Origin of the sequence: Campylobacter concisus, assembly GCF_003048985.1 — a bacterium.
Classification (GTDB): domain Bacteria; phylum Campylobacterota; class Campylobacteria; order Campylobacterales; family Campylobacteraceae; genus Campylobacter_A; species Campylobacter_A concisus_AY.
This window is the reverse complement of sequence record NZ_PIRS01000009.1, coordinates 49,480-65,495: the sequence shown is the minus strand read 5'-3', so window position 1 is coordinate 65,495 and position 16,016 is coordinate 49,480. Positions and strand designations below refer to the sequence as shown.

At 41.7% G+C, this 16,016-nt stretch carries 13 protein-coding genes, 1 tRNA gene and 2 pseudogenes; 10 read left to right on the top strand and 6 right to left on the bottom strand.

Features of this window, described 5'->3' with window-relative positions; genetic code table 11:
• Positions 1–6 precede the first annotated feature (6 nt).
• The 5 genes from CVS91_RS07255 to CVS91_RS07240 all read left to right on the top strand — a co-directional run bounded on the left by CVS91_RS07255 (position 7) and on the right by CVS91_RS07240 (position 3,743).
• A complete protein-coding gene (locus tag CVS91_RS07255; protein WP_234409686.1) occupies positions 7–1,128 on the top strand; it encodes an alpha/beta hydrolase in 1,122 nt (373 codons plus the stop codon).
• 94 nt (positions 1,129–1,222) lie between these two features.
• A complete protein-coding gene (locus CVS91_RS10215; protein WP_159071404.1) occupies positions 1,223–1,384 on the top strand; it encodes a hypothetical protein in 162 nt (53 codons plus the stop codon).
• Between the two features lie 79 nt (positions 1,385–1,463).
• On the top strand, positions 1,464–2,339 hold the full coding sequence (locus CVS91_RS07250; RefSeq protein WP_107831283.1) for an alpha/beta hydrolase: 876 nt from the start codon (positions 1,464–1,466) through the stop codon (positions 2,337–2,339).
• A gap of 15 nt (positions 2,340–2,354) precedes the next feature.
• A complete protein-coding gene (locus CVS91_RS07245) occupies positions 2,355–2,924 on the top strand; it encodes a flavodoxin (protein ID WP_107831281.1) in 570 nt (189 codons plus the stop codon).
• 117 nt (positions 2,925–3,041) lie between these two features.
• Complete coding sequence (locus CVS91_RS07240) at positions 3,042–3,743, top strand: carboxylesterase family protein (RefSeq protein ID WP_199906246.1); 702 nt, start codon at positions 3,042–3,044, stop codon at positions 3,741–3,743.
• 543 nt (positions 3,744–4,286) lie between these two features.
• Here CVS91_RS07240 and CVS91_RS07235 read toward each other — a convergent pair.
• Positions 4,287–4,363: transfer RNA gene (locus tag CVS91_RS07235), tRNA-Met, on the bottom strand.
• A 116-nt stretch (positions 4,364–4,479) separates the two neighbouring features.
• The gene (gene yedE / locus CVS91_RS07230; RefSeq protein WP_107831279.1) at positions 4,480–5,538 is read right to left on the bottom strand and encodes a YedE family putative selenium transporter; all 1,059 of its coding nucleotides are present in this window, start codon (positions 5,536–5,538) and stop codon (positions 4,480–4,482) included.
• Between the two features lie 136 nt (positions 5,539–5,674).
• Between yedE and CVS91_RS07225 the strand changes: the two genes are divergently transcribed.
• Positions 5,675–6,874 carry a molybdopterin molybdotransferase MoeA gene (locus CVS91_RS07225; RefSeq protein WP_107831277.1) on the top strand — a complete coding sequence of 400 codons (1,200 nt, stop codon included), beginning with the start codon at positions 5,675–5,677 and terminating at the stop codon, positions 6,872–6,874.
• Between the two features lie 72 nt (positions 6,875–6,946).
• Here CVS91_RS07225 and CVS91_RS07220 read toward each other — a convergent pair whose 3' ends face one another.
• Positions 6,947–8,008 (bottom strand): TRAP transporter substrate-binding protein, encoded by a 1,062-nt coding sequence (locus CVS91_RS07220; RefSeq protein ID WP_021089010.1) that lies wholly within the window; start codon positions 8,006–8,008, stop codon positions 6,947–6,949.
• Positions 8,009–8,100: 92 nt separating this feature from the next.
• Here CVS91_RS07220 and pyk point away from each other — a divergent pair, with 92 nt between their 5' ends.
• Positions 8,101–9,552, top strand: coding sequence for a pyruvate kinase (pyk, locus tag CVS91_RS07215; protein ID WP_107831275.1), 1,452 nt, complete (start codon positions 8,101–8,103; stop codon positions 9,550–9,552).
• A gap of 896 nt (positions 9,553–10,448) precedes the next feature.
• Here the strand turns inward: pyk and CVS91_RS10710 are convergent.
• From CVS91_RS10710 to dnaJ, 3 genes and pseudogenes are all read right to left on the bottom strand, one after another.
• Positions 10,449–10,958, bottom strand: a pseudogene (locus CVS91_RS10710) (methyl-accepting chemotaxis protein); the annotation flags it as partial.
• A 348-nt stretch (positions 10,959–11,306) separates the two neighbouring features.
• A pseudogene (locus CVS91_RS10705) lies at positions 11,307–11,903 on the bottom strand (HAMP domain-containing protein); the annotation flags it as partial.
• A 298-nt stretch (positions 11,904–12,201) separates the two neighbouring features.
• On the bottom strand, positions 12,202–13,344 hold the full coding sequence (dnaJ, locus tag CVS91_RS07200) for a molecular chaperone DnaJ (protein ID WP_107831270.1): 1,143 nt from the start codon (positions 13,342–13,344) through the stop codon (positions 12,202–12,204).
• Positions 13,345–13,467: 123 nt separating this feature from the next.
• On the opposite strand from dnaJ, the gene CVS91_RS07195 reads away from it, so the two are divergent.
• From CVS91_RS07195 to recR, 3 genes are read left to right on the top strand one after another with little or no spacing between them, the layout of a single operon-like run.
• A complete protein-coding gene (locus tag CVS91_RS07195) occupies positions 13,468–14,139 on the top strand; it encodes a response regulator transcription factor (protein ID WP_009294394.1) in 672 nt (223 codons plus the stop codon).
• On the top strand, positions 14,136–15,392 hold the full coding sequence (locus tag CVS91_RS07190; RefSeq protein WP_103580839.1) for an ArsS family sensor histidine kinase: 1,257 nt from the start codon (positions 14,136–14,138) through the stop codon (positions 15,390–15,392). Before CVS91_RS07195 ends, CVS91_RS07190 begins: the two co-directional genes overlap by 4 nt.
• Positions 15,389–15,961: a recombination mediator RecR gene (gene recR / locus CVS91_RS07185; protein WP_009294391.1), complete on the top strand. Its 573-nt coding sequence runs from the start codon at positions 15,389–15,391 to the stop codon at positions 15,959–15,961. Before CVS91_RS07190 ends, recR begins: the two co-directional genes overlap by 4 nt.
• Positions 15,962–16,016 lie beyond the last annotated feature (55 nt).

The window sequence follows — 16,016 nt, the reverse complement described above, 5'->3', positions numbered from 1 at the left end:
CAAACAATGAAAAAACGCGATTTTATGAAAATTTCAGTAGGAGGAGCAGTAGCTATGAGCAGTTTAAATGCAAAAGAAAACAATGCTGGCGAGAGGGTAGAAAAACTCAAAGTCCCATTAGCCAACCCGAGCAAAGAGGCTGCCGCAAATGCGGCTAAAAATCCGTTCGGCCTGGTTTACGGCGACGCGATAAGCAAAAACGAGGCGGGCAAGGTAAATTTGACGCCGGTAAGCTATAAATCTCGCGGCTTAGATATCGCGGCCAACGTCTATACGCCCGCAAATTTTGATCCTAACAAGAGTTACGCGGCCATCGTCGTGGCGCATCCAAACGGCGGTGTGAAGGAGCAGACAGCAGGTCTCTATGCGCAGCACCTAGCGGAGCTTGGCTACGTCACGATCGCCTTTGACGCGGCTTATCAGGGCGCTAGCGGGGGCATGCCGCGCTGCGTCGATACGCCTGCAAACAGGATCGAGGATATCCGCGCGGCAGCCGATTTTTTGCTTAAATTTAAAGGCGTAGATCGCGACCGTATCGGAGTGCTAGGCATCTGCGGAGGCGGCGGATATACGCTAAAAGCCGCGCAGACTGATAAAATTTTCAAAGCCGTGGCAACGCTAAGTGCTTTTGATAGCGGACTAGCTAGGCGAAACGGCTTTTTGGACGCGCAAATTTCGACTATCCAGCAACGACTAAAAGACGCTAGCGACGCACGCGCCAAAGAGGTGCTAACGGGCGAGGTTGAATACGTGCCGGATCCAGATATAACCGACGAGGAGATAGCCAAAATCACCAACGATCTTTACCGCGAGGGGCTAAAATACTACCACCGCACGCACGCGCATCCAAACTCCACCTTCGCCTACACCAAAAGCAGTCTGCTAGATCTCATGAACTTCGACGCTGCGAGCAATATGGATCTAATCAATCAGCCGCTTTTGATGATGGTAGGCTCCAAAGCCGACAGCGCCTATATGAGCGAGCGAGCTTTCGCGGGCGCTAGCGGTACGCAGAAGAAGGAGTACTTTAAGATAGACGGAGCGCTACATATTGAAACTTACTATAAGCCAGAATATGTGGACGTCGTGATGAAAAAGCTAGCCCAGTTTTACGGAGAAAATTTGTAAAAACGAATAAAACAAATGGTATGCGGTAAAAATTTTTAGAATTGTTTTAGCTATTTTATTCGCTTTAAATTTAAGCTCGGCAAAGGAGCAAGCGATGATAAATTTTAACGAGCTTCCGCACGCAGCAAAGCTTAGCGGGGCGCTTAGCAACAAACAGCTAGCGCTCGTTAGCTTGGCTGCTTATGCGGCGGCTGGCGATGCGGACAAACTAAAAGTCGCGCTGCAAAACGCAAGAGATGCCCTAAAAAGTCTTTAGCGGTTTTTGGTTATAGAGGTTAAATTTGAAAAAGTTTTTGATTTCGGCGCTATTTGCGGCAGCGTTAGCGGGAGGGCAGATGAACGATAATTTTACAAAAGAGAGCAAAATTTCAGACGTCGTCCATGATGCGGCGTTTGGTGATTACGGCAGGCTGCTTTTTCCTACAGATGCTGGTTACTTTAGCGGCGGACGGCTTGGCGAGCTAAATTTGACGTGGTACGAGCATATCGATGCCGATAAAACGGTTGAAATTTTAAACTATCTAAAAGATCGCGCCAAAGCCGGCAAGCAGGTATTTTACGATATTTACTCAAATACCGAAAAAGCCGCCGATCCACGCAAAAATGATACTGGGCTTTTTTATTTTAAAGGCGTGCGGGGCAAGCCGTTTGCAGTGGTGGTCGCCGGAGGCGGCTTTGCCTATGTGGGCGCGATGCATGATAGTTTCCCGCACGCGCTTGAGCTTTCTAAAAAGGGCTACAACGCCTTTGCGTTGATCTACCGCCCGGGCGCTAGGAGCGGGGCGCAAGACCTTGCTCGTGCGATTAGCTTTATTTTTGAGCACGCAAAGGAGCTTGAGGTGGGAGCGGAGTTTTATTCGCTGTGGGGCGGCTCGGCCGGAGCTAGGCTTGCGGCGATGCTGGGAAGCTGCGGCACGCAGGCTTTTGAGCAGGGCTCGCATCCACTACCTGCAGCCGTGATAATGCAATATACGGGCTATTCGGATTTTACGCGAAACGATCCGCCGACCTTTGCCGTCGTTGGCGAAAACGACTGGATCGCAAGCCCCAGCGTGATGGAGAGACGGATACGAAATTTAGCCGCTACGGGCGTTAAAACGCAGTTTCGTAGCTACGCAAATTTAGGTCACGGATTTGGCTTAGGCACCGGCACGGCAGCACAGGGCTGGCTAGATGAGGCGGTCAAATTTTGGCAAGAACAGATGAGATAAAGGAAAGAAAATAAAATGAAAAAATTAAGCAAAATAATGGCTGGAGCGCTTGTTATGTGCTCCTTCGCGGCGGGTGAAAGTGCAGCAGGAAATATAAAATTTGAGCCCCAAAAGACGCTCGTAGTCTATTTTTCAGCAGGCGGCAATACGGCTAGAGCGGCAAATTTAATAGCACAAAATTTAGGTGCTAATATAGTTGAACTAAAGCCCGTGCAGCCCTACACGAACGCTGATCTAAACTACAACGATCCAAAAAGTCGCGTTAGTCGAGAGCATGATGATACGTCGCTTAGGAAAGTGCCTTTGGCTAACGCTAAAATCGAAGGCTGGGAGAGCTACGAGGCTATTTTCGTGGGCTATCCGATCTGGTGGCACGATGCTGCGTGGCCGATCGACGAGTTTATAAAAAATAACGATTTTAGCGGCAAAAAGGTGATCCCGTTTTGCACCGTTTATAGCTCAGGGCTTGAAAATAGCGATAAAAATTTAGCCAAAATGGCGGGAAGCGGCGAGTGGCTAGCAGGAAAGTCTTTTGGCGAGAGGCCGAGCGAAAAAGAGATAAAAGAGTGGCTTGCGAAATTTTAGGCGATCTGAGCGCTATTTTGATTTATTTTTAAATTTTAGTTTCCTAATTTGGAAAACCTTGCGCTTTAGCGTTGTTTGTTACAATAAGACCATACCTTAATCTTACGGGAGGATGTCATGAAACCAAATTTATCAACCAAATTTGCACGAACGACATTGCTAACTATAGCTTTGGGCTTTATAGCGCCAGTGTTAGCGAGTCAAGATCCGATCCAAGCCGGTAGCGACATCGCTGTAGTTCATACTCAAGCTGGTAAAATTCAAGGCTATATCCATAACGATATTTTGACCTACAAAGGCATCGCGTATGCCATGGCTGAGCGTTTTATGCCGCCGCAAAAAGTGGCAAAATGGCAGGGCGTAAAAATGGCTTTAACTTACGGCGATGTATGTCCGCAAGTTCCGATAGGCGGACGTTCGTTTTTCTTTACCGGCCCGGAAATGACACAGAGCGAGCAGTGCTTAAATTTAAATATATGGGCGCCGAAGAATGATGGCAAAAAACGTGCGGTAATGGTATGGATTCACGGAGGAGGCTTTCAGTCTGGAGCGTCTAACGATCTACATAGCTATGACGGAGAAAATTTGGCCCGCTCGGGCGATGTGGTAGTGGTTTCTGTTAATCACCGCTTGAATGCGATGGGGCATTTGGATCTATCCGCTTACGGCGAGCACATCGCGGTAACCTTTGAAAAGGACGGCAAAAACGTAACGAGACTGGAGCGTCTAAGCGAGGAAAAATACAAAAATTTGATTAAAAAGGCGGAAGGGTATGCTAGATTATCAACCGCATATAAGCTTTTAACGGACGACCGTTAAAAGCTTCCGAAGAAAAACTTAGACGTTTTATTGACAAAAAATCATTTTTTGATCAATAAAGTTTCGTCTAAGTTTTCATATTTTTCTTTTGCTCGGCCAAAGAAAAATATTGGCCGTCTGCCAAGACCTTACAGCAAACTCAATTTGAGTTTGCTAAGTAAGTATTATCATACATACTATGAAAAAATTACTTGATGCTTGCATATTGATAGATGATATTATTTTATGAGTGTGTCAAGAAGGAAAAATGGTTTCTTGGCAACTTAAAATAAGTATTTTTTTAATATTAAAATTTATTTTTAATATTTACTTAAATAATATATATAATGAGTTATTTTTTTATAATTTCCGCATAAGCTCAAATGGTTTTTGGTGTCTTGGTGTCTTGGTAAAATTTTAAAATTTTTACAAAAAACGTGTTAAAATTACTGCAAGCTTAAAAATTTGCTACATAAAATTTTATTTTGCTACAAACTTTAAGCTATATTTTATGAAAGGTGACTGCAATATAATATTGTAGAAACATTGTAGTTTAGGTATTTATGGTGTCAAGGGGGAGAATTGAACTCCCGACCTCCGGCTTATGAGACCAGCGCTCTAACCAGCTGAGCTACTTTGACAACTTAAAATAAGTTTTGGATTATACAACCTAAGAACTTATTTTTAGCTAAAATTTATCTCACACAAATTTTATAGATAAAAAAGTAAATTTGACTGCAAGAGCAGCCAAATTTAGTTAAGCTTTTTTAGTGAAAAATCCAACGTAAATAGCGTAGATAAAGCCTATCACTACGGCATAAGGAGCATAAGGTGTGATGCCAGCTCCTGAGCTTGCAAGCACGAAGTTATGACTTATAGCAGCACCTGCGCCCATGCCTAAAACAAATACAGCTGAGCTTAAATTTCCAGCTCCCATTTGCACTAGATGTTTGCCAGGGCAGCCGTAGCTTAGACTAAAGCAAAGGCCAGCGAGCGTCATACCTAAGAAATTCCAAAGCATATCATTGTGAGCGATAGGTTGTCCTTCAAAGCCAAATTTGTATTGATTTAGCACTAAATTTGTGATACTTGCGCAGACGATGATAGAGATGACGCCATAAAACATCGAGAAGTCACGCTCAAAAATTTTGCTGATAGCTCCCACTGAGCAAAATTTACTTTTTTGCATAAATGCGCCGATGATGATGGCACAAATAAGTGAGATAAATAAATTTGCATGCTGTGAGCCTGGACCTTTTTCTGAGCTAAATAATGCGCCATTTTCGCCAAGTTTTAGACCAAAGATAAGTGCTAGTAAAAGCAAAATAGCGATGATCAGCGGCAAAAACCCGATAGCCTTTGCAGTGGTTTCGCTCTCAGGCAAAATGTAGCCATTTTTCTTAAAAGTTCGTCCCACAAAGACGCCAGCAAACAAGCCAACAACGCCAGCAATAGCGGTCATATCTCCGCCTCCAAGACGTAAAAACGCTCTCCAAGGGCAGCCTAAAAATATGAGGCAGCCTATCATCGCAAACACACCTAAGAAAAACCTAGAAAATGCCGCGCTACCAGATACTGGAGTGAAATTTCTACTCCAAAGCATGCTAGCTAGAAAGCCTCCGATGATAAGCCCTAAAATTTCAGGCCTTAGATACTGCACGACTTTGGCCTGGTGAAAGCCAAGCGCACCCATGCTATCTCGTAAAAAGCAAGCCGCGCAAACGCCCATATTTGCTGGGTTGCCAAAATGAACGAGCACTGGACCAAGTATGCCAAGGCTCGCACCTGCGATAATGTAAAGTAGTGTTTTGTTCATGTAAATTCCTGTGTAAAGGTAAAACCAAACTGATTTCTTAAACGACATTTTAATAATCATTAAATAAAACAAAGATTAATTTTTTGTAAAACAGAAGTGGCTAAAATATGCAAAAATTTCATAAAAAGGACAAAAAATGAAAGATTTTATGAGCTATGCAGATAGCCTGAAAATTCTAAAAGATACGATAAATGCGTGGGAGAAGGTCGAAAAGGTAGCTATCACAGATGCGCTTGATAGAAATATCGCCTACGATGTCACAGCCGCTGAAAACTACCCAGCAAAGCCAGTTTCGGCGATGGACGGCTACGCTTTTGCCTTTAAAGATGGCCTAAACGAGCTTGAGCTCATCACCGATCTGCCAGCAGGTAGTGACAAAGGGCTACATATAGAGAGCAGCAAATGCGTCAAAACCTTCACCGGCTCGCTAATGAGCGAAGGCACCGACACTCTTGTGCCGGTTGAAAATGTCGAGGTAAGCGGCTCAAAAATAATCATCAAAAAGAGTGTGCCAAAGGGTTTTGCCGTGCGAGCAGTGGGTGAGAGCTACAAAAAAGGCGAAATTTTAATAAAAAAAGGCACGCGCCTAACATACTCTGAGATCGCGCTTCTTGCCGAGCTTGGCGTCTTTCACGTAAGCGTCTTTATCCGCCCAAGAGTGGCGATACTAGCAACTGGCAGCGAGATAAAAGACCTTGGCGAGCCGCTTGATAGTCCAGCGCAAATTCACAGCTCAAACCACGTAGGCATCGCTATGCAGATACGCAAAATGGGCGCGGAGCCGATCCTTTGTGAGATCGTAAGAGATAAGGCCGAGCTTGTCGAAAAAGCGATCATAAATGCGCTAAAATCAGCCGATATCTTGGTGACGACTGGTGGTATCAGCATGGGAGACTATGACTTTGTAAAGGGCGCTTTAAATGAAAACTTTAAGCTCATCATCGAAGGCGCTGCGATAAAACCAGGCCGCCACATCAGAGTGGCAAAATCAGGCGATAAATACATCTTTGCGCTACCTGGATTTCCGTATTCGGCGATGGTTATGTGCGTGCTTTATGTAAGAGTGCTTATAAACACTTGGTTTAGCCAAGAAGAGCCAAAGATCACGGCGATAATGGACGAAGACTACAAAAAACGCTCGCCATTTTTGGAATTTACAGCGGTAAATTTAGAAAACAGAGATGGCAAGATCTTTGTAAATTTAAACGGCAAAAAGCTTGGTAGCTCGGCGATTGTAAATAACCTAACAAACGAAGCTGCACTGCTTATCATCCCTAAAGAGACAGAATTTATCGCAAAAGGTGAAGTGGTAGAAGTTTTAAAAATGCCTTGTTAAGGGTAAAATTAAATTTGCCAGAGTTACTTTGGCAAATTTAGAGTAAAAAGCAGGGAGAGCTCCCTGCTGTGATTATTTCTCTTCGTTTGTTTTGATGTAAGCGTAGTCAGAAATTTTAGTCCATTCTCTTGCTTTTTTGAGGAAAGCTCTTTGAGACTCGACGATCTCTTTAAATAGTGGATCTTTTGCGCTCTCTTCATCAAGTAGCTCGTTTGTAGCCTTTTTAAGAGCTGCGATGACCTCTGGTGGGAAAGATTTTACTTGGATGTCTGGATACTCAGCCTTCATCTTGTCCCAGTACTCTACGTTTGCGTAAAATACCTTAGTATTCACATCTCTTGCCACTTCAGCAGCAGCCGCTTCGAAGATCGCTTTTAGATCATCTGGAAGTTTTTCATACGCATTTTTGTTGAAGAAAAACTGAGTTTCGCCATCTGGCTCTTGCCAGCCTGTGTAGTAGTATTTTGCCACTTTATGGAAGCCAAGTGCCATGTCATAAGCTGGGCTAACCCACTCGACTGCATCGATCGTGCCCATCTCAAGTGCCATGTAAAGCTCGCCAGTTGGGATAGTGTTGATATTTGCGCCAAGTTTAGCGTAAATTTCACCGCCAAAGCCCGGAATTCTTATCTTTAAGCCTTTGATATCATCAACTGACTTGATCTCTTTTTTAAACCAGCCGCCCATTTGCATGCCAGTGTTGCCAGCTCTAAAAATTTTGATGTTATATGGGTCAAAAACTTTCGCCTCTAGCTCTTTGCCGCCGCCAAATTCATACCAAGCTGTTTGCTCGTCGGTATTCATCATAAATGGTGTCGCTGTAAAGAACATTGTCTTAGGGTCTTTGCCCTTGTAGTAGTAGCTAGCTGTGTAGCCGATGTCGTACTGACCGCTCTTTGCAAAGTCAAGCATCGCAAAAGGTGACTTGTGCTTTGATGGGTAGTCGATCCTGATCTCGATGCGGCCGTTACTCATCTTTTCGACCTTCTCTTTTAGCTCTTTTGGCACGTCACCAAGCACTGGCATAGTGCTCTCCCATGAGGTTGCAAGCTTGAGCTTATAGACTTTGTCATCTCCCATGGCAGCGCAAGCAAGAGCTGCTAGGCCAAGAGATGCTAATAAAAATTTATTCATACTCTCTCCTTTAAAAATTTTGCATATTATACAAAAAATTTACATTATTAAAATGTGTTATAATCGCAAAAATCAAATTACAGGGCATAAAAATGATAAAAAAGACGAAAATTGTAGCGACTTTAGGGCCAGCAAGTGACAACGAAGAGACGATGGAAGCGATGGTTAAAGCAGGGGTTAATGTCTTTCGTTTAAATTTTAGCCACGGAACACACGAATACCACAAATCAAACATCGATAAGATAAGAAACATCGAAAAAAGACTAAACAAACGCATAGGCATCTTGCAAGATATCTGCGGTCCAAAGATCAGAGTTGGCAAGCTTAGCGAGCCATTTTACTTAAAAGCTGGCGACGAGCTTAGCATCTACGCAGAGGATATCGTCGGTGAAAAGATCGAAAAGGGAGTTTATAGAGTGAGCCTAAATCAGCCTCAAATTTTACCTATGCTAAAGGCTGGCGAGTACGTCTATCTCTACGACGGCTCGATCAGAGCAAGAGTTACAGGTGAGGGCAAAGATGTAGTAAAAACGATCATCGAAAATGACGGGATTTTAAACTCAAACAAAGGGGTAAATTTCCCAAATACCACCCTTGGTATCGAGATAATCACGCCAAAAGATAAAGAAGATATGGAATTTGGCGCAAAACACGGCGTAAATTTCGTCGCCATTAGCTTCGTGCAAGACGCAAATGACGTGATAAAAGCGAGAAATATCTTAAAAGAATTTGGCTCCAAAGCGGCTATCTTATCTAAGATAGAGAAATTTGACGCGGTTGAAAACATAGACGACATCATCGCAAAGAGCGATGGTATCATGGTAGCTCGTGGCGATCTTGGCATAGAAGTGCCATTTTACAATGTGCCAACCATACAAAAGCTCATCATCAAAAAGGCAAATGCAGCCAGCAAGCCAGTCATCACAGCAACGCAGATGATGCTAAGCATGGCTGAGCATGAAACTGCTACAAGAGCGGAGATTAGCGACGTGGCAAATGCCGTGCTAGACGGCACTGATGCGGTTATGCTAAGCGAGGAGAGCGCGATCGGCAAAAACCCAGTCGCAGTCGTAGAGGCGATGAGCAAAACGATCATCCAAACGCAAAGCATCTATCCATACAATAAATTTGACGAATTTGACTTTTTTGACGAGACTGACATGGTCGCAAATAGCGCAGCTTCGCTGGCTGTTCGCATCAAGGCAAATGCGATACTCTCTATCACAGGCTCAGGCAAATCAGCCATAAAGCTAGCTAGAAACCGCACAAACATCGACATCATCGCTATCGCACACGACGAGCAGACAGCTCACATGCTTACCCTTGCTTGGGGCGTGACGCCAGCGCTTGTGCTTGAAAAGACAAAGCTAAATGTCCTTCTTGCAAATGTCATCAAAAAGGCTTACGACGCTGGATATGTCGAGCATGACAAGACCTATCTTGTAACAGCTGGCCACCCAACAGGCGTAGAGGGCAGCACAAACCTCATACGTATCATCAGACGCGACCAGCTTGATTATTACTTAGACCTTGCAACCGAGTAAATTTATGGATTTAGTGCCTGATATTTCGGGCACTAAAATTTCTTTTAAATTTATGCGCTTTTATGCACTCGCCTTGAAAATTTACTGAATTTAAATTCTTCATTTTTGCCACTAAATTTAGAAGCGTGATATGCTCGCCCGTAAATTTTAAAATTCGCTTGATCTTTTTTGTAAAAATTAAATTTTTAGTTCGTAGCGACAAATTTTAAAATTCCATTCACTCGCAAGAATTGACTACTAAAATTTGGCTTCGCTTACCGCTTAGCTCAAATTTTAGAGCCGAAATTACTCGTTCATGAAATTTTAAAATTTACTTGACGATGACTAGATAAAGAAATTTTCGCCATGGTTTTTAAATGCATGTAGTGCTTTAGCACTGAAACATGCCACCTTGAACGTGCGAGGGGATTGGGGGATTTAAAAAGGGGGATAAGGGGACGGCTTCGTAATTTAAGTCCCCTTGTCACCCTTTTTGAATAAAAAGAAATTTACAAATTTAATAAAGCTGTCTTTGCAAATTTTAAAACTTTACTCACTCGCCTTAGCAGACTACTAAATTTAGGCTGCACTACGTTTAGCACTAAATTTAGAGCCGTGATATGCTCGCTCATAAATTTTAAAACTTGTCAGAATTTTCTAAAAATAAACCGCATGCAGTGCGAAGCACTGAAGCATGCACTTCTAACGTTGTCGGAGTGATCGTTAAGGGGGAAGAGAGCTTCTTTGCTTCGCAAGCTCGCAACTGCAAGCAGACCGTAATTCAAGCCTCTTCCCCCTTAACAAAGAAAACAAACATTTAAATTTGATTAGATTGCTTTGCAAATTTTAAAATCCATTCACCCCTAAGAATTGACTAAAATTTGGCTTCGCTTGCAGCTTAGCTCAAATTTTGAATTTTAAACTTTAAATTTACTTAGATCCTTCTCAAGTGTCATTGAAGCATTTTTTAAATTTTCAACGACTTGCATAAGACTATTTGAAATTTCTTCATTTCTATCAGAAAGTGTCACAAGGCTATCCATTTCGTCTAATAGTTTTTCTAGACTTTCACCTATCTCGATAGCTTTATGCTCAACATCGTTTGACATTTCTATAGATTTTAGTGTCCGCTCTTTAGTGCTTTCGGCTTTACTCATTAGGTTGTTTGCATCAGTGCTTAACGTTACGATACTAGCCGCATTAGCATTTAAATCTTTACTAAGCTCGTTTATGCTTTCCACTATTTTTTTAGTGATAGAGCCTATCTCATCAAGAGATTTTTCTGACTTCTCTGCTAGAATGCGTATCTCTTCTGCTACCACGGCAAAGCCACGCCCATTCTCTCCTGCTCGTGCAGCTTCTATGCCTGCATTTAAAGCAAGGAGATTTGTTTGGTCTGATACATCTTGTATCATCTCCAAAACTTTACGTATCTCTTCTGTTTGAGTTACTACTGATTTTATACCATAAACCATCTCTTGTTCTTTTGAACTTGCGGTATTTACTTTTGAAACCACATCTTTTAGATTTGTTATCATTTCTTCAAGCTCAATATAAGATTCTTTATTTGATGACGATGCTTGTATTGAGATATTCTTTGATATTTCTAGAGTTTTACCAACACTTTTTGTCAATTCATTTGAGGTTTTGGCCTGTTTTTTATCTTCTTTTGAAGATTCAAATAGATTTTTAGCACTTTGTCCTAGGTCTTTAGTCTGCATTTCTACATTATGTGCTATGTCCTTGACTGTTTTTATAGTATCTTGGGTCTTTTCGATAAATTTATTTACGTCGTGGCATACTTGTCCGATTTCGTCATTACTTTTTACTTGTATTCTCGCGGTTAGATCACCCTCGCCCTGTGATAGATCCTTTGTCTTTTTGGACAGTTCAGAAATAGGCTTACCTACTATGCTTCGAAGCATTAAGAGCACAACTACGGTGGTGATTAGTAAAGCAAAGACAAATGTGGCTATAAATATATTTCTTTTTTCACTAAGATCTTCATCTATCCATTGGTAAGAATACGTTAAATCCATTACTCCCAATACATCACCTTCTTTGACATTTGCATGGCAAGTAATGCATTCGTTTTTGGCTTTAAATGGCCTAATTAGTCGTAAAAAATGTCCCTTATCATTTTCGATATTTAAATTTAAATCTTTTGGGTTATTAAATTGATCAGCTATAATTTGATCTTTTATATTTAATTGTTCTAAGCTAAATATCTCACTAACGCTATTAGCGCGGTAGATGTCTATTGTATTTACACCATTTATCTTAGCTGCTTCTTGTATGGATTTATTTATCATCGCAGAATCGCCAGAGTTCATTGTAGCTTGGATAGTTTGAGCTATTGATAGACTTAACATATTTAGATTTTCTTCACTTAAATTTAAAGTAGTATCTTTGAACTCTTTGCTTATGATGGACTGTATTATGGCAAAGCTGACAAATAAGACTAAAATCATACTTATAGCTATTTTTTTGCTGACTGTATTTTTCTTCATAATTCCTCCTATTACATTATGATTAAGACTATTAAATAATTGAAAAATGTGATTATAACTTATTAAATTAAGTTATAGAATTATTAATGCTTTATATACAAAATTATTTGTTATTTATGTTTAAATTTGTGATGCCAAATTTAACGCCACAAATCTAAATTTATTTTTTCTTTTTGCCTTTTGGCTCGTCGCCTTTAAACCAGCTTTTTATCTTGTCAAAGACGCTCTCATCGGTGCTTGACTTGCCTGAAACTATGCCAAAGCTAGCTTGAAGCTTGTTTAAAAGTTCTTTTTGCTCGTCGCTTAGCTTATCAGGCGTTTGGATAGAAATTTGAGCTACAAGTCTGCCTTTTTTGCGTGAATTTACGCCCTTGATGCCCTCATTTTCAAAGATAAATTGCTGTTTATCTTTCGCGCCAACTGGCAGTTTTAGCTCGGCTTCACCGCGAAGTGTTGGGATTTTTATGCTCTCGCCAAGAACGGCTTGGGTGAAAAAGACTGGAATTTCTATATAAACATCGTCGTTGTGGCGGATGAAGTGCTTGTCCTCTTTTACGTTTATGCTCACGTAAAGATCGCCTTGAACGCCGTTTGCACCGATGTTACCTTTACCAGCGACCCTCATCCTCATGCCACTATCAACGCCCTCTGGGATCGTGATCTTGACGCTTTGTTGCTGGATTTTATAGGCTTTTGCGTTGCAGTCAGGACATGGCTCGCTTATCACTTCGCCAGATCCGTGGCAGTATGGGCACTCTTGAACGATATTCATAAAGCCATTTCCACGTGTGATTCTGCCGCTTCCGCCGCAGTGCTGGCAAGTTTTGTTTTTGCCATCTTTGCTACCTGTTGCATTGCATGTTGGGCAAGGCACTTTTTGATCAAATTTGATCTCTTTTTCGCAGCCAAAAACAGCTTCGTTAAACTCTAAATTTATAGGAATTTCAAGGTCGGCTGAGTATTTTTCGCTTCGTCTTTTTCTCTGTCTAGCGCCACCGCCAAAACCGCCACCAAAAAACGAGTCAAAAATGTCTGAAAGGTCAAAATCAGCGCTAAAGCCGCCGCCACTGCCAAATCTACCCTCAAGCCCTTCTTTGCCGTATCTGTCATATATTGAGCGCTTTTGCTCATCGCTTAAGACCTGATAGGCTTCGTTTATCTGTTTAAATTTCTGCTCAGCCTCTTTGTCGCCAGCGTTTCTGTCTGGATGGTATTTTAAAGCGAGCTTTCTAAAGGCTTTTTTTATCTCGTCGCCAGTTGCATTTCTTGAAATTTCAAGGATCTCGTAATAATCAAACTCCACATTTTTCCTTGTTTATTAAGCTTATTTTAAATGTGAGATTTTATCCAAAAAAGTTTAAATTTAAAAAAAAATTTACATTTTTGCCGTATAATCTCTACTATTTTTCAATGAAAAGGATGATTTATGATTAACGTTTTAATGATAGAAGACGATCCAGAATTTGCACAAATTTTATCTGAATATCTTGATAGTTTTAATATAAAAGTGACTAACTTTGAAGACCCATATCTAGGGCTAAGTGCCGGCATAAAAAACTATGACCTGCTCATACTTGACCTTACATTACCGGGCATTGATGGTCTTGAAGTTTGTAAAGAAATTCGCCAAAAATACGACATCCCTATCATCATAAGCTCAGCTCGCAGTGATATCAGCGACAAGGTCGTCGGACTTCAGCTTGGAGCGGATGATTATTTGCCAAAACCATACGATCCAAAAGAGATGTATGCTCGTATCACAAGTCTTATTAGAAGATATAAAAAGACAAACGAAGTTCAAGAAGAGGTCGTTGATAGCGCATTTAGGATAGACGACAAGCGCCATGAAATTTACTTTAATAATGAAGCCCTTGCACTTACACCAGCTGAATATGAAATTTTAACCTATCTCATCAAACAGCACAGCTTTTCAGTATCAAGAGAGCAGCTAGTTTATAACTGCAAGAGCCTAAAAGATAAGGACTCAAAGAGCCTAGATGTCATCATCGGACGCCTTAGAACAAAGATCGGCGATAGTTCAAAAGCGCCAAAACATATATTTTCAGTTAGAGGCATAGGATATAAGCTTATCGGATGAAATACTCCATAACCACCAAGATAACTATCATCTTTGCCATCGCTTTCTCGCTGATGTGCTTGCTCTTTGTGACATTTGCAAACATTCAGCAAGAAAGTGCGCTTGAGAAGCTAAAAGATAAGCAAATAAGCGCCATGAACTATCTTGTGGCGCTTTACGAGCGTGGTAATCCTCCAAGAGATTTGGAGCACTACTTTAAAAATTTCAACTTAGAATACGTCGGCAATAAAAATTTAGCCACCTCAGTTACTACAAGCGGAAACGCCATTTTTACGCAGCACACGCCTCTTGGTATGATGCAGTCGGTTAATTACAAAGGCGATTTGTATCTGCTTATCAAAAATCCATCTTTTCAGCTCTTGCTTGAGAGCAACGACGCAAGGCACGTAAATGACCCGCTTTGGGTGGCATTTTTGATCATCTCAGCTCTACTTATCTCGCTTTATGTCTCGGTGCTTAGAAGCCTTTTACCGCTTAGAAGACTTAGCAAAGATATCAGGAAATTTGCCAGCGGTAACATGGAGATGGCGATGACTGCTAGGCTAAATGAAAACGAGCAAGATGAGATCGGGCAGGTTGCGGTCGAGTTTGATAACGCCGTTTGCAAGATCAGAGAGCTCATTCGCTCAAGGCAGCTATTTTTACGTGCGATCATGCATGAGCTAAAGACGCCTATAGGCAAGGGTAGGATCGTCTCTGAGATGGTCGCAAACGACACTCAAAAGATGAGGCTAATAAACGTTTTTGAGCGCCTTGAGATGCTGATAAATGAATTTAGTAAGGTCGAGCAGCTTCTTTCAAAAAGCTACGCGCTAAACTATCAAGAGTGCCATTTCTCGCTCATTTTAGAGCAGGTGCAAGATATGCTCATGCTTGATAAATTTGAAGAGCGAGTGAGCTGCGACATCAGAGATGACGTCATATTAAGAGTGGATTTTCAGCTTTTTAGTTTGGCGATTAAAAATTTGATAGACAATGCCCTAAAATACGCAGAGGATAAAAAGGCTATTTTGATCTGCGATAGCGAATTTATAGCAGTTAAAAATTTAGGCAAAAAGCTAAATCATCCGATTGATTACTACAAACAAGCCTTTGTTAGAGGCGACAAGGTGAGTGCGGGAAGTGGCATGGGGCTTGGACTTTACATCATCGAGCAAATTTGCCAGATGCAAAAATTTGAACTAGTTTATGACTACGAAGACGGCTATCACGTCTTTAAAATTTTACTTCGAGCAAAGGCAAAACGCGCATGAAAAGGGGCTTAGAGAAATTTAACGAGCTAACTGAGTCATTTGCTAAGCTCCCAGGTGTCGGTAAAAAATCAGCCGCAAGATTTGCCTACTTTGTCTGCATGCAAGATAGCTTTGCAGGGCTAAGGCTCGCGCAAAATATCGAGGATGCGGTGAGATTTATCAAGCGTTGCGAGCGTTGCGGTGGGTTAAGCGAAAATGAAATTTGCGACATTTGCAGCGACGAGAGCAGGGATAGCGAGGTCATCTTGCTAGTTGAGAGCCCAAAAGATATCTTGGTTTTTGAGCAAAATGGCATCTACAATGGCCTTTACTTCGTGCTTGACGAGATCGACGAGGACGCCATAGAGAGGCTACGAAGTGCTATCAAGCAAAATGGCTCAAAAGAGGTCGTTTTCGCCTTTACGCCAGGGCTAAATTCAGACGCGCTCATGCTTTACGTCGAGGATAAGCTTGGCATGAGTGAAATTTCATTTAGCAAGATCGCTCAGGGCGTGCCAACTGGTGTAAATTTAGAAAATGTCGATATGCTCTCACTCTTAAAAGCCTACGAGAGCCGCACAAAAGCCTAATTAAAATTTCTTTTAGTTATAATCTCACCTAAATTTATAATATTTAGTCCGCGCA